Below are 17,852 nucleotides of genomic sequence, written 5' to 3' on the forward strand. Positions count from 1 at the left end.
CCAACCCCAACCAGGCCTCCTACCGCATGAGCGTCGACAACCTCGCCGACTGGATCGCCACCCGCGGCTACACCGCCTGACCCAGCAACGACACGAAAACGACAAGGGCCGGCCCCCCACAAGGGGCCGGCCCTTTCGTCACGCCCGGGGCTGGCCCACGCCGACCTGGCACCGCCCAGCGTTCCGCACCGCCCAACGCCCACGCCAACCACGCCGCGCAGCGCCGGGCCGTGCAGCGCCGCCCAGCATCCGTGCCGGGTCAGCCCACCGGGACCGGTGGCCCGTCGCCGACGAGGCGGAACGAGGATTCGCCGACCGGTTCCACGAGACCGTCCCGCACCAGTCCGGCGAGCGCCCGGGCCCGCTGGACGTCGTCGGCCCACACCTGGTCGAGCCGTTGGTGCGGCACCGGCCCGGTCGCCTCCCGCAGTACGCCGAGCAGCAGCCCGCGTACCTGGCGGTCGGTGCCGGCGTACCGCTGGGGGCGGCGGGTCGGGCCCGCGGGCGCCTCGCGGCCGGACGCGCGCCAGGCGCAGACCGGTTCGACGGGGCAGACGCCGCAGCGGGGCGACCTGGCGACGCAGACCACCGCGCCCAGCTCCATGAAGGCCGCGCTGGCCAGGGCGGCGGCGGCCGGTTCGACGGGGAGCAGTTCCTCGGTGGCGACCAGGTCGGCCGGGCGGGTCGCCGGGCCGGCGTCGGGCTCGCCGGCGATCGCCCGGCAGACCACCCGCCGCACGTTGGTGTCGACCACCGGGTGCCGCTGACCGTACGCGAACGCGGCCACCGCCCGGGCCGTGTACGTGCCGACGCCCGGCAGCGCCAGCAACTGGTCCAGCCGGTCGGGGACCTGCCCGCCGTGCCTCTCAACGACCGCCAGCGCGCAGTCGTGCAGCCGCACCGCCCGACGAGGATAGCCGAGCCGCCCCCACATCCGGATCGCCTCGGCGGGGCTGTCCGCCGCCAGCGCGGCCGGCTCGGGCCAACGCGCCAGCCAGGCCTCCCAGGCGGGGAGGACGCGCACGACCGGCGTCTGCTGGAGCATGACCTCGCTGACCAGGATGGCCCACGGGCTCACGTCGGGTCCGCGCCATGGCAGGTCGCGGGCGTTCTCCTCGTACCACCGGCTGACCAGGGTGGCGAAAGTGGGCTCAGACATCGCGTCGCCGATGATGTCACGCGTCCCACCGCCGGCACGGCGCGGGCGACGGTGCCACGACGGGCGCCACCACCGTCCCGCTGTCTGGGCGGTCCGGGCGGGGCGCTGCCGCTGCGGCGGACGGATCGGGCAGAATGCCCGGATGAACGAGCTCGCGATCACCGTCATCGGCCGGGACCGGCCAGGCATCGTGGCCGACGTCGCCGAGCTGCTCGCCCGGCTCGGCGCGAACCTCACCGACAGCACCATGACCCGGCTGCGGGGGCACTTCGCGATGACCCTGATCTGCGTGGGCCCGGCCGCCGCCGATGTCGAGGCCGCGCTGACGCCGCTCTCCGTCGACGGCCAACTGCTGGCCACCGTACGCGCGGTCACCCCCGACGGCGAGACGGCTCCCGCGGGCGAGCCGTACGTGATGGCGGTGCACGGCGCGGACCGGATGGGCATCGTGGCGGCCATGACCCGGGTGCTCGCCGACGCCGGCGGCAACGTCACCGACCTGAGCACCCGCCTCACCGGCTCGCTCTATGTGGTGGTCGCCGAGGTGGAGTTGGCGCCCGGCACGGCCGACGGGCTGGCCGGGCGGCTGGCGGCGACGGCCGAGGAGCTGGGTGTCGGGGTGACCCTCCGGCCGGCCGATCCGGACCTGCTGTGACCGGCGCCGGGCGCGGACCGGAGATCGAGGCGTACGTCGGCCTCGGCGACTGGACCCCGGAGTCCCTGGCCGTGCCGGGGGAGGTGCGGCCGGTGGTGTCCGCGCCGGAGCAGGTGCTCAGCCGCTCCGGCGGCGAGGTGGATCCGACGGCGGCGGAGACGGTACGGCTGGCCGCCGACCTGATCGCCACCATGCGGGTGTCCCCGGGCTGCGTGGGGCTGGCCGCCCCGCAGGTCGGCGTGGGTGCGCAGGTCTTCGCGGTGGACGTGACGGGCCACCCGAAGGCGCTGACCGTGCACGGCACCTTCGTGTTGTGCAACGCCCGGGTCGTCGAGGCCAGCCGGTGGAAGGTGGCGCGCGAGGGGTGCATGTCGGTGCCCGACCTGACCGGGGACGTCAAGCGGGCGAGCCGGCTGGTGGTGGAGGGCGTCCTGCCCGGCACCGGCCGGCCCGTACGGCTGGTGACGGACGGGTTCGAGGCGCGGGCCCTCCAGCACGAGATCGACCACTGCGCCGGCCTGCTCTTCCTGGACCGGGTCGCGGGTGCGCACGCCATCTACCAGCGCAAGGTCTACCTCTGAGTGCCGGCGGCGCGGCGACCCAGCGTCGCCGGCGGGACACCGTCGGCAGCCGGATACGTCGCATGTGGAGGGTCGGTGCGGTGAGCGGTGGGCGCCTCGGCGCGTCGTGCGGGGCTGGCGTGCCCCGCGCCGCTACGGTGGGGGCATCATGCGTCTGACGGTCGGCCCCCTGCCCCCCGCCGTGTACTGGCGGCGTCGCGCCGTCGTATTCGGAGCGGGGCTTCTCTTCCTGATTGTCCTGCTCTATTCGTGCACCGGATCGGACCGGAACGCGAAGAAGGGCGGTGACGCGCAGCCCACTCCGGGCGCGACGTCCTCCGGTGCCTCGCCGGAACCCACCGGTTCGGTGCTCGCCCCGCAGACCGGGGGGCCCTCGCCGGGTGCGGCGGACGGCCCTGACGCCGACGACCCGTCGGGCGGGCCGGTCACCACCGACTCGCCACCGGTGGCGCCCGTCGTGCCGGCCGCCGGCGACGGCGCCTGCACGGACGCCGAGATCACGGTGACCCCGGTGGCCCAGCCCGCCTCGGTGGTCCGGGGGGCCGTGGTGGACCTCCAGCTCAAGATCAAGAACCGGTCCGAGCGGACGTGCAGCCGCGATGTCGGCGCCTCCGTGCAGGAGCTGTTCATCAAGTCGGGGGCCGAGAAGATCTGGTCGTCCGACACGTGCGGCACCGCCCAGGGTTCCGACGTGCAGTCCTTCACCCCGGGCTTCGAGCGCGCCTACCAGGTGGGCTGGAACGGCCGTGACACCACCAAGTGCGCCAACGGGGTGGCGGCGGGCCCCCACCCGCCGGCCGGCACCTACCAGGTCTACGCCCGGGTCGGCACCAAGCTCAGCGAGCCGGTCAAGCTCACCGTCACCGACTGACCACCCGTGGGCCGGGCGGCCAGCCTGGGCCGCCGGACACTGCCGCGTGACGAACGGCGGCCGAGCCGCGACCGGGCCGCCGGACAGACGGGCCGCCGCGCGGTCGGCCGGGCCCGCCCGTCGGATGGCGGTGACGGGCGCGGCCCGGATGGCGGTGACGGGCGCAGCGCGGAGCTGTGCCCGCGGGGGACCGGGCCGACGCCGGCGTACGGGGCCGGGTCAGACGTAGCGTTCGAGGATCGACGCCTCGGCGAGCCGGGACAGCCCCTCGCGGACGCCCCGGGCGCGTGCGTCGCCGACCCCCTCGACGGCCTGGAGATCCTCGACCGTGGCGCCCAGCAGCCGCTGGAGACTGCCGAAGTGCACGACGAGGCGGTCGACCACGGCGACCGGCAGCCGGGGCACCTTGGCCAGCAGCCGGAACCCGCGCGGGCTGACCGCCGCGTCGAGCGCGTCGGACGCGGCCGGGTAGCCGATGGCCTTGGCGACCGCGACGAGGTCGATCAGCTCGGTCGCGCCGAGCAGATCCAGCTCCACCAGGGCCTCGTCGAGGGTGCGGGACTTCCGGCCGGCCGGCAGGTAGTCCCGGATCACCAGGGTGCGGTCGGCGTCGACGCCGGCCATCAGCTCGTCGAGCTGGAGGGCGAGCAGGCGACCGTCGGTGCCCAACTCCACCACGTAGCCGGCGATCTCGTCGGCGATCCGGCGGACCATCTCCAGCCGCTGCACCACCGCGACCGCGTCCCGTACGGTGACCAGGTCCTCGATCTCCAGGGCGGAGAGGGTGCCGGAGACCTCGTCGAGCCGGAGCTTGTAGCGCTCCAGCGTGGCGAGCGCCTGGTTGGCGCGGGACAGGATCGCCGCCGAGTCGTCCAGCACGTGCCGCTGGCCGTTGACGTAGAGGCTGATGATCCGCATCGACTGGCTGACCGAGATCACCGGGTAGCCCGTCTGCCGGGCGACCCGCTCCGCCGTGCGGTGCCGGGTGCCGGACTCCTCGGTCGGGATGGTGGGGTCGGGCATCAGGTGCACGGCGGCCCGCACGATGCGGGTGCCGTCGCTGGAGAGCACGACCGCGCCGTCCATCTTGCACAGCTCCCGCACCCGGGTGGCGGAGAACTCGACGTCGAGCGGGAACCCGCCGGTGCAGAGACCCTCGACGACCTTGTCGTAGCCGAGGACGATCAACGCGCCCGTCCGGCCGCGCAGGATGCGCTCGAGGCCGTCGCGCAGCGCGGTGCCCGGGGCCATCAGGGCGAGGTTCGCCCGCAACGGGTCGCCGGCGCCCCCGGCGCCGCCGGTCACGGTCACGCTGATCGCGCGGGCGGGGGAGCCCACGGCGCCGGTGCGGGCGTGGGGTGTCGCGCCAGCAGGCTTGGCGGTGTCGCGGTCGGTCGGCACGGACACAGTCTACGGACTGCCCTGCGGTGGGTGCTGTCGTGGTTACTGTGATGTGTCACGATGCCCCACCTCGCCCGGACCGTGGGCCGGAGTCCGGGCTGTCCGGTATCGGGCCGGACGTTCCACCGGCCATCCCCGGCGGTCACTCGGCGGAGGCCCGGGCGACGGCCTGGAGCGCCGAGCGTACGTCGGTCACCTCGATCACCCGCATGTGCTCCGGCGTGACGCCGGTGCTCTCGGGGCCGCAGCCGGTAGGCACCAGCGCGAGCCGGAAGCCGAGCCGGGCCGCCTCGGCCAGCCGGCGCGGCACCGCGCCGACACGGCGCACCTCGCCCGTCAGGCCGACCTCGCCGATCGCCACCAGGTGCGGTGCGATGGCCAGGTTGAGCCCGCCCGAGGCGACGGCGAGGGCCACGGCGAGGTCGGCCGCCGGCTCCACCACCCGGATGCCGCCGACAGTGGCCGCGAAGACCTCCCGGTCGTGCAGGGTCAGGCGTTCGGTGCGTCGTTGGAGGACGGCCAGCACCATCGCGAGCCGGGCCGAGTCGAGCCCCGAGACCGTCCGCCGGGGCGAACCGGCCACGGTCGCGCCGATCAGCGCCTGCACCTCGGTGACGAGCGCCCGGCGCCCCTCCATCGCCACCGTGACGCAGGTGCCGGGCACCGGCTCCGAATAGCGGGTCAGGAAGAGCCCGGACGGGTCGGCGAGGCTGCTGATGCCGCCCTCGTGCATCTCGAAGCAGCCGACCTCGTCGGCGGCGCCGAACCGGTTCTTGACGCCGCGCACCATGCGCAACGAGGAGTGCTTGTCGCCCTCGAAGTGCAGCACCACGTCGACCAGGTGCTCCAGCACCCGGGGGCCGGCCACCTGGCCGTCCTTGGTGACGTGGCCGACCAGCACGGTGGCGATGCCCCGCTCCTTGGCGACCGCGACCAGGGCGGCGGTGACCGCCCGCACCTGGGTCACCCCGCCCGACACGCCCTCGGCGTTGTTGGTGGAGATGGTCTGCACCGAGTCGAGCACCAGCAGGCCCGGCTTGACCGCGTCGAGGTGCCCGAGCACCGCGGCGAGGTCGCTCTCGGCCGCGAGGTAGAGCTGGTCGTGCAGGGCACCCATCCGCTCGGCGCGCAGCCGGACCTGACTGACCGACTCCTCGCCGCTGACCACCAGGGAGGGGCTGCCGGCGCCGGCGGCCCACTGCTGGGCCACGTCGAGCAGCAGGGTGGACTTGCCGACCCCCGGCTCGCCGGCGAGCAGCACCACCGCCCCGGGAACCAGGCCGCCGCCGAGGACGCGGTCGAGCTCGCTGACCCCGGTGGGGCGGGCCCTCGCCGGAGCGGCGCTGATGGTGGCGATCGGCCGGGCCGGCTCGGCCGGCATCCGGGAGCTGACCACCTTGCCGGAGACCGTCGGGCCGGTGACCGTGCACTCGACCACCGAGCCCCACTCGCCACACTCCGGGCAGCGCCCGACCCACTTCGGCGGCTGGTGCCCGCAGGCGTCGCACTCGTAGGCCGGCCGGGGCTCGCGGGCGGCGGCGCGGCCGCGCCCGCCGGCCCCGCCGGCGCGGGAGGAGGTCGATCGGGAGGTGGTCACACCGGGACGTTAGTCCTCCGGTACGACGAAGACACCGTCGGCGTGGCGGTCACCACGCCGACGGTGTCGTCGGAAACAGCGGGGCGGAGGGTCAGTGACCGCCGCCCTCGTTCTCCTCGTAGCCGCCCAGGCGCTCGACGATCTTCGACGGGGGCGCGGCGGGGGTGAGCGGCACGGCGACCGGGGCCGGGCCGGTGACCGTGGCACCGTTGCCGAAATCGAAGGTCATGGTGACGTTCTGGCCGGAGCGCAGCGCCTCGTTCAGGCCGATGAGCTGGAAGACCCGGTTCGACTGGGCGTTGAGCTGCACGTAGCTCAGCGGCGGGATCTCGATCCGGGCCGGCTCGCCGGCCGGCGCGGCCGGGCTCTCGGGGGCCGGGCTCTCCGGGGCGCCGGGGCTGACCGACTCCGACGGGCTCTCGGAGGCTCCCGGGCTGGCCGATCCCGACGGGCTCTCGGAGGCGCCGGGGCTGGCCGACTCCGCCGGCGAGGGCGACCCGGACGGGGCGGGCGACTCCGACCCGCTCGGGGACGCCGACGGGCTGGCCGAGGCGCCGGTGCCGGTGATCACCAACTCGCGCGCGCTGTCGGTGGTCACGGTCACGGTCACCGGGTTCCGCGAGTCGTTGTAGATCACGGCGCTCAGGACGGCGTTGGCACCCGCCTTGTAGCCCTCGGTGCCGGGGAACTCGACCAGCAGGCCGCGGACCGCGTACTCGCCGTTGCCGGCCGACAGGTTGACGCCCTGGACCGACGGCTCCTTGTTGGCGGTCTCGGAGACCTGGCCGGCGCCGCAGCCGGACAGCAGCAGCCCGGTCGCCGCGGCCATCCCGGACAGCAGCAGGGCCGCCCGCCGGGAACCCCTGATCGAGCGCGTCACGTCGGTCCTCCTCGTCACGATCCCACCCGGTGCTCACGCCGGGCGTGGTGGCCATGCCCGCGCAGACCGCGCTCCAGGGTAGTTGGGCCTGATCCACCCCCGCACGCCGACCCGGAGATGGCACCCGGGGGGACGCGCGTCACACCAGTCGGCCGCTCGTGACCAGCAGGACGACGTCGATGAGGGCGACCAGCATCACGGCCCGGAAGGCGGCCACCTGCCGGCCTCCGGCCCGGGCGGCGGCGCGTCCCGCGTACCAGCTCAGCGGCGGCACCACGACGGCGGCGGCGACCGCGGCGAGGCCGACCCCCGACGGCGGCCCGGGCGGCCCGAGGACCAGCGTGGCGGTCGCCGCGAGCAGCAGCAGCGCGGCGGCGGCCCGGCTGCCGGCCGGGCCGAGCCGGTGCGGCAGCCCGCGCACCCCCGTCCGGGCGTCGTCGGCCAGGTCGGGCAGGACGTTGGCGAAGTGCGCCCCGGCGCCCAGGCAGGCCGCGGCGGCGACCAGCCAGACCGGCGGCACCACCGCCCCGGGCAGCGCCAGCACGACGAAGGCGGGCAGCGAACCGAAGGAGACCGCGTAGGGCAGCACCGAGACCGGGGTCGACTTCAGCGGCCAGTCGTAGAGCAGCGCGGAGACCAGCCCGAGGGTGGCGCAGAGCGCGGCGGCCGGCCCGGTGGCCAGGGCCAGCGCCGGGGTGGCGAGCGCGGCCACCGCCGCGGCCACGGCCGTGGCGCGCCGGCCGACCGCGCCGGCGGCGACCGGCTTGTCGGTACGCCCCACCGTGGCGTCCCGGTCGGCGTCGAGCGCGTCGTTGGCCCAGCCGACGGCGAGCTGGCTGGCCGCCACGGTGAGCACCACGGCGAGGATCCCGCCCGGCCGGTGCCCGACGCCCCACGCCAGCAGCCCGGCCACCGTGGTGACCGCGGCGGCCGGCTCCGGGTGACTCGCCCTGACCAGCCCTAGCACCGTTGGCGACATAGGGAAAGTCTGGTCGTTACCGGGCAGTCGTGCCACGCTCGGTCCATGCCAGACGCGGGCCGCACCCTGCCACGCAACGATCCGCGCCAGTACGACGACCTGGCCGGCGAGTGGTGGCGGCCGGACGGCGCGTTCGCGATGCTGCACTGGCTGGCCGAGGCCCGCGCGGCGCTCGTGCCACCTGCGTCCCGCCCCGGCGCCCTCCTCGTCGACCTCGGCTGCGGTGCCGGGCTGCTCGCCCCGCACCTGGCCGGCAAGGGCTACCGGCACGTGGGCGTCGACCTCACCCGGTCGGCCCTGACCCAGGCCGCCGCGCACGGGGTGACCGTCGTCAACGGCGACGTGACCGCCGTACCGCTGGTCGACGGCTGCGCCGACGTGGTCGCCGCGGGCGAGTTGCTGGAGCACGTGCCGGACTGGCGGCGCGCGGTCGCCGAGGCGTGCCGGCTGCTGCGGCCCGGTGGCCTGCTCGTCCTGGACACGCTTAACGACACGGCGCTGAGCCGCCTGCTGGCCGTGCGGATCGCCGAGCGGCTGCCCACGGTGCCGAAGGGCATCCACGATCCACGGTTGTTCGTGGACGCCCGGGCGTTGGTGGCGGAGTGCGCCCGGCACGGGGTCGACCTGCGCCTGCGGGGCATCCGCCCGGGGATGCCGGGACTGCTCGGCTGGCTGGTCCGCCGGGTGCGCGCCGCCGGCCGCCCGGACGCGGTTCCGACCGACCGTCCGCAGGCGACGGTCGCCGGCCCGCCGCCACGGATCGTGCCGACCTGGTCGACGGCCGTGCTCTACCAGGGGCGTGGTACGCGGAGCGGATAGCGGTGCCCGTTCCTGGGTAGGGAGAGGGCCGAGAAGGGGGCTGTATGACGCAGCACGCGTTGGAGGCGGCTCGCCGCCTGGCACCGAGGCTGGCCGCCCGGGCGGCCGAGCACGACCGGGACGGCTCGTTTCCGGTCGAGGACTTCCGTGACCTGCGCGAGGCCGGGCTCTTCGGCCTGATGGTTCCCACCGCCCTCGGCGGGATGGGCGCCACCTTCGCCGAGTACGCCGCGGTCGCCACCGAGCTGGCCCGGGGCAACGGCGCGACGGCCCTGGTCTTCAACATGCACGCCTCGGTCACCGGCGCGCTCGGCGCGGTGACCGAGGAACTGGCCGAGGCGCTCGGCGTCCCGGACGAGGCGCTGGCCGCCCGGGACCGGCTGCTCACCGCCGCCGCCCAGGGCTCCTGGTACGCCGTGGCGATGAGCGAGCGCGGCGCCGGCGCCCGGCTCTCCCAGCTCAGCACCGTCTACGAGCCGGTCGACGGCGGTTGGCACCTCAAGGGCAGCAAGACGTTCTGTTCCGGGGCCGGGCACGCGGACGGCTACCTGGTGGCCGCCCGCAGCGCCGCCGACCAGTCGGTGGTCTCCCAGTTTCTGGTGCCGGCCGGCGACGGGCTGACCGTCGAGCCCACGTGGGACTCGCTCGGCATGCGCGCGACCTCCTCGCACGACCTGCACCTGGACGTGACCGTGCCGGCCGACCGGCTGCTCGGCGGCGTGGAGGGGCTGGCCCTGGTGGTCGCCCAGCTCATGCCGCACTGGCTGGTGGCCAGCTACGCCGCCGTCTACGTCGGGGTGGCCCGGGCGGCCGTCGACGCGGCGGCCGAGCACCTGAACGTCCGCAACCTCGCCGGCCTGCCGGCGGTCCGGTCCCGCCTGGGCCGGGCCGACGCGGCGGTGGCGGCGGCCCAGCTGGTGGTCGCGGAGGCGGCCCGTCGGGTGGACGAGGCGCCGGGCGACGCGGAGACCAACCGCTGGGTCTGGCGGGCGAAGCTGCTCGCCGGCACCACCGCCGCCGACGTGGCGGCGTCCGTGCTGGAGGCGGCCGGCACGTCCGCGACCCGGAGGGGACATCCGCTGGAGCGGCTCTACCGGGACGCCCGGTGCGGCTCGCTGCACCCGGCGACGTCGGACGTCTGCGCGGACTGGCTGGGCGTCGCCGCGCTGGGCGGTGACCCGGACCGCGACGGATCGGTGCCTCGTTGGTGAGCGTGGGGGGTCCGCCGGGTCGGCGGACGCGCGGGCGCACGGCCCGTCCAGGGGCGGGTTCGACCGCCCGGTGCGCAAGGCCGGACGAGAGGTGGGCATGGTGTCCGTACCGGTGATCGCGGGGCTGGGGACGGCGCACCCGCCGTCGGCCGCGCAGGACGACCTGTGGGAGGGCTTCTTCTCGAAGCACTTCTCCGGCAGCACGCGGGCGCTGGCGCAGCGGATCTTCGCGCACTCGGGGGTCACCCGCCGGCAGGCTGCCGTGAACCCGTTGCTGGAGGACGTCTCCGACTGGCCCACGGAGCGGCGGATGCGCCGCTACCTGGTCGAGGCGCTGCCGCTGGGCAAGGAGGCGGTGGGCCGGGCGCTGACGGCCGCCGGCCTCTCCGCCGGCGACGTCGGGCTCTTCGTCGTCTGCTCGTGCACCGGGTACGCCACCCCGGGGCTGGACATCCTGCTCGCCCGGGACCTGGGCATGGCCCCGGACACGCAGCGCCTGTTCGTCGGGCACATGGGCTGCTACGCCGCGCTGCCGGGCCTGGGCGCGGCGAGCGACTTCGTCACCGCCCGGGGCCGGCCCGCGCTGCTGCTCTGCGCGGAGCTGACCAGCCTGCACATCCAGCCCTCCAGCGCCCGGGTGGACACCCAGCAGATCGTCTCCCACGCGCTCTTCTCGGACGCCGCGGTCGCCGCCGTGGTCGTTCCCGGCGGCCGGGGGTACGCGCTGCGCGAGGTCACCTCCGTCACGGACACCTCGACGGCCGACCATATGACCTGGGACGTCACCGACACGGGTTTCCGGATGGGGCTGTCGCCGAAGGTGCCGCAGGTGCTCTCCACGCACGTCCGGGGCCTGGTCGAGGGGCTGCTGGCCCGGCACGGCACGGCGCTGCCCGAGGTGGACGGCTGGGCCGTGCACCCCGGCGGCCCGCGCATCCTGAACGTGGTCGAGCGGGAGCTGGCCCTGCCGCCGGAGGGCCTGGCGGCGTCCCGCGCGACGCTCGACGAGCACGGCAACTGCTCGTCGCCGACGGTGCTGCTGATCCTGGACCGGCTGCGCCGGGCCGCGTCGCCGTCGCGGCGGGTGGTGATGCTGGCGTTCGGCCCCGGCCTGACCCTCTACGCCGCGCTGCTCGAACGACAGGAGTGAGCGGTTCGCCCGGCGCGGTTACCCTCTGATGATGGACGCCGATGCGACAGACCGGCCGGAGACCGGGCCGGACGTGGGTGGGCACACGGCTGGCGTCGGGGCCGACGACCGGCTGCGTGGCGCCGTACTGGCCGTGGCGGGGCTGGCCGCGCTGGTCGGCGGCGGCTTCTGGTGGCAGGCTGAGGCCCCCCGCACCGGCCCGGTGCCGAACCTGTCGAACGTCGCACCGGCGGACCGGGTCCGGCTCGCCGCCCCGCCGGACGCCCACGTCCGGTTCGTCGTGCCCCCTGAGGGATCCGGACGGCCCGCCAGCTTCTGGGTCGTCGACCCGAGCAGTGGCGCGGCGGTCCGGACGGATCCGCGTGGCGGCGCGGCGGTGCGGACGGAGACGCGTGAGGGCGCGACGGTGCGGGTGGACCCGCGCGGCGGCGCGACGGTGCGGGTGGACGCCGAGGATCCGGAGCAGCGCCGCGCCGGGGACGACCCGCTCCGGGCGGGCGACGGGCGTCGGGGCAGGCTGGCCAGCTTCCCCGACACGGTCTGGACCGCCCGGGCCGTGCTCAGTCCGGCGGAGGGTCTCGTCAAGAGGGCCTCCGCGGAGGGCGGAGCGCGTCACCTGCTCCAGTACCGCTGCGTCGGCCCGGGAGAGCTGCTGATCGTGGTCGAGGGGGCTTGGGCGGCCGACCCGATCACCAGCGCCTGCGACGGCTCGGTCACGTCGACGGAGGTCACCGGCAGGGGCGGGCCGTTCCAGGTCTCGCTGTCGAGCGCCAACGCGGAGCCGCTGCGGGTCGAGGCGCAACTGGTCGCCCTGCCCTGAACCCCCTTTTTGGCTATGCGGCGGTGGGCGTCAAACCGACGCTTGAGGTCATCCGCGCTGCTCAGGCGGCGAGGCGGGTCAGGTCGGCGCGGTAGTCCTCGGCGGAGCGGATCTCGGGCACCACCTTGACGAGTACGCCGGACCGGTCCACCAGCAGCGCGGTGGTGGTGCCGGGGCGGGCCGGCAGGTGCAGGAACGCGCGCAGCCCGCCGGCCGGATCGGCGAGCGGTCGCACGGTGGCCCCGCCGGGCGGCGGCGTGGCGCGTACGGGCCGGGTGCCGGCGACGGTGACGACCGTGACGCCGGCCGGTGCCAGGGCGGCGGCGGTGGCCACGTCGGCCGGGCAGGGACAGCCGTCCACGAGGATGATCATCGCTGGCACCAGTCCGCGCAGGGGCACCGGTGACTGGCCGGCGTCGACCAGGTCCAGCGCGGGCAGCGGCCGACCGGCCGCCGGCGCGTACGGGGTGGGGGCGGGCTCCGGGGTGGACCGGCCGGGTCGGGGCCAGGTGACCGCCGCGAGGCCGGCGAGGGTGGTCAGCACCGCCACCAGCAGCACCAGCAGGGCGAGGGCGAACGAGGACCGGGCCGGCGGACGTGGAGCGGAATGGCGGGGCGTTGCGTGCAGCTCAAGGCGGAGCTGTTCGGCCTCGGCGGCCAGCGCGGAGGCGTCGTCCGGCACGACCACCCGGCCCCACTCCGGTGGCAGGTCGGGCAGTCCGGGGCCGTCTGCGTCGGGCTTGCCCATCGGACCCCCAAGGACGTCTCGGCGAGCGGACAGCGGCTCGGCCTCCAGCGTCCCGCACGGGGCGGGCTGCCGCTACACCTGGGCGCGTACCCGGCCGGCGGGCTACCATGGGAGGAGCGCATAGCCCTTGATCTCGACGTTCGCGTCACTCGTACCGGGACGTCATCCGAGCGTTACGGAGCGTGGTCAAACCACTGGTTTGGCGGTCTGTCAAGCTGAAGAAAGACCTCTCACAGGGCCCCTGAGCTGCGCCAACGGTCAGGACAGCGGTGAGACATCGGTGCCTGAGCGTGTTACCCTAGACACAGCGAAAGGGGTTTCGAACCTATGGTTTTCAGTGTCGGCGAGACCGTTGTTTACCCCCACCACGGGGCCGCACTCATCGAGGCAATCGAGACTCGGGTGATCAAGGGCGAGCCTAAGCAATACCTCGTCCTGAGGGTCGCACAGGGTGACCTGACGGTCCGGGTGCCCGCCGAGAACGCCGAGATCGTGGGTGTGCGCGAGGTGGTCGGCGAAGAGGGCCTCGGCAAGGTCTTCGACGTGCTCCGTGCACCGCACACCGAGGAGCCGACCAACTGGTCGCGGCGTTACAAGGCGAATCTGGAGAAGCTGGCCTCCGGTAACCCGCTGAAGGTCGCCGAGGTCGTGCGCGACCTGTGGCGTCGGGAGCGGGAGCGGGGCCTCTCCGCGGGTGAGAAGCGCATGCTCGCGAAGGCCCGCGACATTCTCGTCGGCGAGGTCGCGCTGGCCGAGAAGAGCACCAAGGACGAGGCGGAGACGCTGCTCGACAAGGTCCTGACCGAGGCCTAGTCCCCGCAGCATCGTCGTACCCGATTCGTAGCGAACAAACCACCGAGGACCGCGACGTGACCGCGCAGCTCAATCCGTGCGGTGACGTCGCGGTCCTCGTGCCTGCGGCCGGTGCCGGCGTACGACTCGGCCCCGGCCGACCCAAGGCGTTGCGCCTGCTCGGCGGGGAACCCCTGCTGGTGCACGCGGTCCGCCGGCTCGCCGCCGCGCCGTCGGTGCACACCATCGTCGTGGCCGCCCCGGCCGCCGAGGTGGCGGCGGTACGCGAGCTGCTCGCCCCGGTCGCCCCGGTGACCGTGGTGCCCGGTGGCGCCGAGCGGCAGGCGTCCGTGGCCGCCGCCCTCGCGGCGGTCCCCGCCGGCCCGGAGATCGTCCTCGTGCACGACGCCGCCCGGGCGCTGACCCCGCCCGACCTGGTGGAGTCCGTCGCGGCGGCCGTCCGCGCCGGACACGACGCGGTGATCCCGGTGCTGCCCGTCGTCGACACGATCAAGGAGGTCGGCGCCGACGAGGTCGTCCTCGGCACCGTCGACCGTTCCGCCCTGCGCGCGGTGCAGACCCCGCAGGGCTTCCGCCGGGCGGTGCTGACGGCCGCGCACGCCGCCGCCGGTGACCCGCTCACCGACGACGCCGGCCTGGTCGAGAAGCAGGGCGTCCCGGTGTCCTGCGTCCCCGGCTCCGAGTACGCGCTGAAGGTCACCCGCCCGTTCGACCTGGCGCTGGCCGAGCACCTGCTCGCCACGGGCGCCTGACGCGTACCCTCTTCTCATGATCGTTCCCCGGGTGGCCATCGGCACCGACGTGCACGCCTTCGAGGCGGGCCGGCCGTGCTGGGTGGCCGGCCTGCACTGGCCCGACCAGGACGGCCTGGCCGGGCACTCGGACGCCGACGTGGCCGCGCACGCCGCCTGCAACGCGCTGCTCTCGGCGGCCGGCCTCGGGGACCTGGGCGCCAACTTCGGCGTGGGCCAACCCGAGTGGGCGGGCGCGTCGGGCGTCGCCCTGCTCACCGAGAGCGCCCGCCGGGTGCGGGCCGCCGGATTCGCGATCGGCAACGTGTCCGTGCAGGTGGTCGGCAACCGCCCCAAGATCGGCCCGCGCCGCGAGGAGGCCCAGCGGGTGCTCTCCGAGGCGGTCGGCGCGCCGGTGACCGTCTCCGCGGCCACCACCGACGGCCTCGGCTTCCCCGGGCGCGGCGAAGGGCTCACCGGCATCGCGGTGGCCCTGGTGTACGAGGCTCCGGCCGCCTAGGCTCGCCGCGATGTCCAGCGACGCCACCTCAGACCGCTCCGCCGCCGACGGCTACCTCCAGCGCGCCCAGCTCCTCGCCGAACTCGGTCGCTACGACGAGGCCGCGGCCGAGGTCTCCTACGCCGTCGCCCTGGACCCGGCCGACGCCGGGGCGCTGACCATGCTGTCCCGGGTCCACCTCGCGGCCGGCCGGCCGACGGAGGCGCGTACCGCCGCCGACGCTGCGGTCGCCGCCGCCCCCGACAGCGTTCCGGCGCTGGTCGCCCGCGCCCTCGCCCTCGGCGATCTGGAGGAGTACGCCGAGGCGGCCCGCACCGCCGACCGGATCCTGGCGCTGGGCCCCGACGACGCGTACGCGCAGAGCAGCGCCGCGGCGATCCTGGCCGGCTCGCGCAACGGGCAGCCGGCGCTGAACGCGGCCTGGCGCGGGGTCGAGCTGGCACCCGAGAACCCCCAGGCGCACCTGGTGCTCGGGCTGGTGGCGGCGAACATGCAGATGTTCGACCTGGCCGAGCGCGCCTACCGGGAGGCGTTGCGGCTGGACCCGCAGCTCGCCGAGGCCCGGCACGACATCGGCGTGCTCCGGCTGGAGCAGCGGCGCTGGAGCGAGGCGCTGGAACACCTCGCCGAGGCCGCGTCGATGAGCCCCGGGCGGGTCGACTCCGGCCGGACCATCTCGCTCGGCCTGCGCCAGCTCGTGGTCTACGGCGCGGGCTGGACGATGATCACCGCCGTGCTGATCGCCTGCATGGCGCCGGGCAGCCCCGGGCTGTCCCGCGTCGCGGCGGCGTTCGCGGCCCTCGGCGGGGCGCTGGTGGTCTGGCGCTTCGCCGCCCGGCTGCCCGGCCTGTCCCGGACCATCCTGCCGAGCCTGCTCCGCTCCGACCGCACGCTGGCCCTGGCCGTCTACGCGGCGGCTGCCGCCCCGGCCCTGATCCTGCTCTACGCCCTGGTCGGCACCCCGTGGCCGCTGGTACTCGCCATCCTCGCCGCGGTCGCCGCCGAACTCGCCGTGCTGTCCCGCACCACGGCGTGAGCCCGCACCGGCCGGCCGGCACCACCCGATCCGTCGGCTGGCCCGTCGGGGCCACCTGATCCGGCGGCTGGTCCGACGGAGACCACCCGATCCATCGGCGGGGCCGCCCGGTCCGTCGGGCTGGCCCTGGCGACCGACCTCAGCCGAGGGCGAGGGCGTAGAAGGCGCTGGCGTCCAGCCCGTCGAGCAGCAGCAGGTGGTTGAGCTCGTCGTCGAAGAATCCGCCCAGCGGGGCGGCGGAGAGCCCGAGGGCCGTCGCGCCGAGCAGCAGGTTCTGGGCGAGGTGGCCGGTCTCCATGGCGGAGAACCGGTAGCCGCGCAGCCCGTACCGGGCCCGGGCCCGGCGCAGGTCCGCGACCACGAACAGCCAGAGCGGCACCGTCTCGACGTCGAGCCCGTCGGCGCCGGGGACGACGTCGGGACCGGTGGGCGCGAACTGCGGGGCGACCCGGGACAGCCGGTCGGTGCCCGGATCGGGTGCCACCTGCCGGAGGGCGTGCCGCTCCGGCAGGTACTCGTAGAGTGCCGCCCGCACCGAGGCGATCCGGCGGGGCAGCACCAGCAGCCGGGTGGTCGCCAGGGCGCCCGGCGTCGGGTACGCCAGTCGTCGCTGGCCGCCGACCGCCGGCGCGGTGTCGCCCGCCGCGTAGCGCAGCAGCCGGCCCAGGTCCGCCACGCCGGTCTCCGCTCGGCCGAAGTCGTACCGGGTGCGGCGGTCGAGCAACACAGTGGCGAGCGTGGTGTCGGCGAGCGCGCCCGGCGTCGGCTCCGGCAGTGCCAGGGTCACGGCGTCGGCCAGGAGGGGGCGACCCGGCGCGGGCTCGACGGTACGGGGACGCTGGCTCGGCCACCGCGTGCGGACGAACTTCGACCCCTCGTGGTACGCGCGGTCCGGGGCGTCGATCCCGTCGGCGTGGAAGTCCGGCGCTGCGGCCGGTGCGCCGTACGCCAGCGACGTCAGCCAGGCGAGGTGGCACTCGGCCGGGATGCTCAGCCCGAGGCGGTTGTGCAGCATGTGCAGCTGCGAGGCGAGGATGCCGGGCACCGTGCCGAGCAGTCGACCCTGCCCGTCGAGCGCCCGTAGCCGCTCGACGTAGGCGGCGACCTCGTCCGCCCAGTAGTTCACGGAGGTGCCGGCCCCCCTGCCGCGCGTGACGATGTCGGCGATGAGCCGCTGCCGGGCCGGGTAGGCGGAGGCGTCGGCGTGGAAGTCGCGTTCCGCCGCCACCACGGCAGGGCCGAGGTCCTGACCGTTCGCCTCGGGCACCAGCGTCCACCCGTTGGCGTAGCCGCGCAGGAACCGGACCGCCTCGTGCCCGGTGAGGCCGCTGGCGGTGAGGAATCCGAACAGCAGGTCCACGGCCGTCGACCGGCGGCGGGCGGGTGGCGCGCCGAGCAGGGCCGCGGCGACCCGGCTGGACGCGGCGAAGAGTTCCTCGGCCGCGCCGATCGCGTCCGGGCCGCCGTACCGGTCGACCTCCGGCCGGTACGGCTGTTCGACCACGGTGCCGTGCGGGTGCCAGCCCAGCTCCGGCCGATCGCCGGTCCCGTGCCCCACGCCGGGCCGGTCGGATGTGTGCACTCCGAACTGGGCGTACCAGTCCGCCGGACGCAGTTCCCGGGCAGGTGGCGGCAGCGCGGCCACCGCTTCGACCAGCCCGGCGCGCATCCGCCGTACCGTCTCCGGCGTCGCGTCGGCGACCCGCCAGCGCAGGTGCGGGCCGCCCTCCCAGTACCGGACGAAGAACCAGGAGGAGATCTCGCCCCGGGCGAGCAGGTCCGTCGTGGTCGGCACGATGTGCTCCCGCAGCACCGTCTCGGTGCACTCGGGGCCGGCGTGCAGGTGGACGTGCAGGGCGGACCAGCGAGCCATGCTCGGCT

The 17,852-nt window shown here is 75.5% G+C and carries 18 protein-coding genes; 11 read left to right on the forward strand and 7 right to left on the reverse strand.

The window, feature by feature from the left end; all coding sequences use genetic code 11:
* Positions 1 to 259: 259 nt before the first annotated feature.
* The gene (locus EV374_RS26490; protein ID WP_132239881.1) at positions 260 to 1,159 is read right to left on the reverse strand and encodes an HhH-GPD family protein; all 900 of its coding nucleotides are present in this window, start codon (positions 1,157 to 1,159) and stop codon (positions 260 to 262) included.
* A 142-nt stretch (positions 1,160 to 1,301) separates the two neighbouring features.
* On the opposite strand from EV374_RS26490, the gene EV374_RS26495 reads away from it, so the two are divergent.
* The 3 genes from EV374_RS26495 to EV374_RS26505 all read left to right on the forward strand — a co-directional run bounded on the left by EV374_RS26495 (position 1,302) and on the right by EV374_RS26505 (position 3,266).
* Positions 1,302 to 1,814, forward strand: coding sequence for an ACT domain-containing protein (locus EV374_RS26495; RefSeq protein ID WP_132239882.1), 513 nt, complete (start codon positions 1,302 to 1,304; stop codon positions 1,812 to 1,814).
* A gap of 23 nt (positions 1,815 to 1,837) precedes the next feature.
* Positions 1,838 to 2,395 (forward strand): peptide deformylase, encoded by a 558-nt coding sequence (locus EV374_RS26500; protein WP_396888740.1) that lies wholly within the window; start codon positions 1,838 to 1,840, stop codon positions 2,393 to 2,395.
* Between the two features lie 148 nt (positions 2,396 to 2,543).
* The gene (locus EV374_RS26505; protein WP_132239884.1) at positions 2,544 to 3,266 is read left to right on the forward strand and encodes a hypothetical protein; all 723 of its coding nucleotides are present in this window, start codon (positions 2,544 to 2,546) and stop codon (positions 3,264 to 3,266) included.
* A 219-nt stretch (positions 3,267 to 3,485) separates the two neighbouring features.
* Here the strand turns inward: EV374_RS26505 and disA are convergent, their stop codons facing one another.
* From disA to EV374_RS26525, 4 genes are all read right to left on the reverse strand, one after another.
* Positions 3,486 to 4,667, reverse strand: coding sequence for a DNA integrity scanning diadenylate cyclase DisA (gene disA / locus EV374_RS26510; RefSeq protein WP_132239885.1), 1,182 nt, complete (start codon positions 4,665 to 4,667; stop codon positions 3,486 to 3,488).
* A gap of 142 nt (positions 4,668 to 4,809) precedes the next feature.
* Positions 4,810 to 6,264, reverse strand: coding sequence for a DNA repair protein RadA (gene radA, locus EV374_RS26515; protein ID WP_132239886.1), 1,455 nt, complete (start codon positions 6,262 to 6,264; stop codon positions 4,810 to 4,812).
* A 91-nt stretch (positions 6,265 to 6,355) separates the two neighbouring features.
* Positions 6,356 to 7,144, reverse strand: coding sequence for a hypothetical protein (locus tag EV374_RS26520; RefSeq protein WP_132239887.1), 789 nt, complete (start codon positions 7,142 to 7,144; stop codon positions 6,356 to 6,358).
* Between the two features lie 139 nt (positions 7,145 to 7,283).
* The gene (locus tag EV374_RS26525) at positions 7,284 to 8,123 is read right to left on the reverse strand and encodes a UbiA family prenyltransferase (protein WP_132239888.1); all 840 of its coding nucleotides are present in this window, start codon (positions 8,121 to 8,123) and stop codon (positions 7,284 to 7,286) included.
* 45 nt (positions 8,124 to 8,168) lie between these two features.
* Between EV374_RS26525 and EV374_RS26530 the strand changes: the two genes are divergently transcribed.
* The 4 genes from EV374_RS26530 (at position 8,169) to EV374_RS26545 (ending at position 12,123) form a co-directional block, all read left to right on the forward strand.
* A complete protein-coding gene (locus EV374_RS26530) occupies positions 8,169 to 8,942 on the forward strand; it encodes a methyltransferase domain-containing protein (protein WP_132239889.1) in 774 nt (257 codons plus the stop codon).
* A 44-nt stretch (positions 8,943 to 8,986) separates the two neighbouring features.
* Positions 8,987 to 10,153: an acyl-CoA dehydrogenase family protein gene (locus tag EV374_RS26535; RefSeq protein WP_132239890.1), complete on the forward strand. Its 1,167-nt coding sequence runs from the start codon at positions 8,987 to 8,989 to the stop codon at positions 10,151 to 10,153.
* 91 nt (positions 10,154 to 10,244) lie between these two features.
* Positions 10,245 to 11,303, forward strand: coding sequence for a type III polyketide synthase (locus EV374_RS26540; protein ID WP_132239891.1), 1,059 nt, complete (start codon positions 10,245 to 10,247; stop codon positions 11,301 to 11,303).
* 31 nt (positions 11,304 to 11,334) lie between these two features.
* Complete coding sequence (locus EV374_RS26545) at positions 11,335 to 12,123, forward strand: hypothetical protein (RefSeq protein WP_132239892.1); 789 nt, start codon at positions 11,335 to 11,337, stop codon at positions 12,121 to 12,123.
* Between the two features lie 61 nt (positions 12,124 to 12,184).
* Here EV374_RS26545 and EV374_RS26550 read toward each other — a convergent pair whose 3' ends face one another.
* A complete protein-coding gene (locus EV374_RS26550) occupies positions 12,185 to 12,871 on the reverse strand; it encodes a hypothetical protein (protein WP_132239893.1) in 687 nt (228 codons plus the stop codon).
* Between the two features lie 327 nt (positions 12,872 to 13,198).
* On the opposite strand from EV374_RS26550, the gene EV374_RS26555 reads away from it, so the two are divergent.
* From EV374_RS26555 to EV374_RS26570, 4 genes are read left to right on the forward strand one after another with little or no spacing between them, the layout of a single operon-like run.
* Positions 13,199 to 13,684 carry a CarD family transcriptional regulator gene (locus EV374_RS26555; RefSeq protein WP_007073334.1) on the forward strand — a complete coding sequence of 162 codons (486 nt, stop codon included), beginning with the start codon at positions 13,199 to 13,201 and terminating at the stop codon, positions 13,682 to 13,684.
* Between the two features lie 56 nt (positions 13,685 to 13,740).
* Positions 13,741 to 14,436, forward strand: a complete 696-nt coding sequence (ispD, locus tag EV374_RS26560) for a 2-C-methyl-D-erythritol 4-phosphate cytidylyltransferase (RefSeq protein ID WP_132239894.1) — start codon at positions 13,741 to 13,743, stop codon at positions 14,434 to 14,436.
* 16 nt (positions 14,437 to 14,452) lie between these two features.
* Positions 14,453 to 14,935 carry a 2-C-methyl-D-erythritol 2,4-cyclodiphosphate synthase gene (gene ispF / locus EV374_RS26565; RefSeq protein WP_089003124.1) on the forward strand — a complete coding sequence of 161 codons (483 nt, stop codon included), beginning with the start codon at positions 14,453 to 14,455 and terminating at the stop codon, positions 14,933 to 14,935.
* Between the two features lie 10 nt (positions 14,936 to 14,945).
* Positions 14,946 to 15,971 (forward strand): tetratricopeptide repeat protein, encoded by a 1,026-nt coding sequence (locus tag EV374_RS26570; RefSeq protein WP_132239895.1) that lies wholly within the window; start codon positions 14,946 to 14,948, stop codon positions 15,969 to 15,971.
* A gap of 139 nt (positions 15,972 to 16,110) precedes the next feature.
* Here EV374_RS26570 and EV374_RS26575 read toward each other — a convergent pair whose 3' ends face one another.
* Positions 16,111 to 17,844 (reverse strand): thiopeptide-type bacteriocin biosynthesis protein, encoded by a 1,734-nt coding sequence (locus EV374_RS26575; RefSeq protein WP_132239896.1) that lies wholly within the window; start codon positions 17,842 to 17,844, stop codon positions 16,111 to 16,113.
* Positions 17,845 to 17,852: the final 8 nt, after the last annotated feature.

The sequence above is a fragment of the Micromonospora sp. CNZ303 genome, from assembly GCF_004345505.1.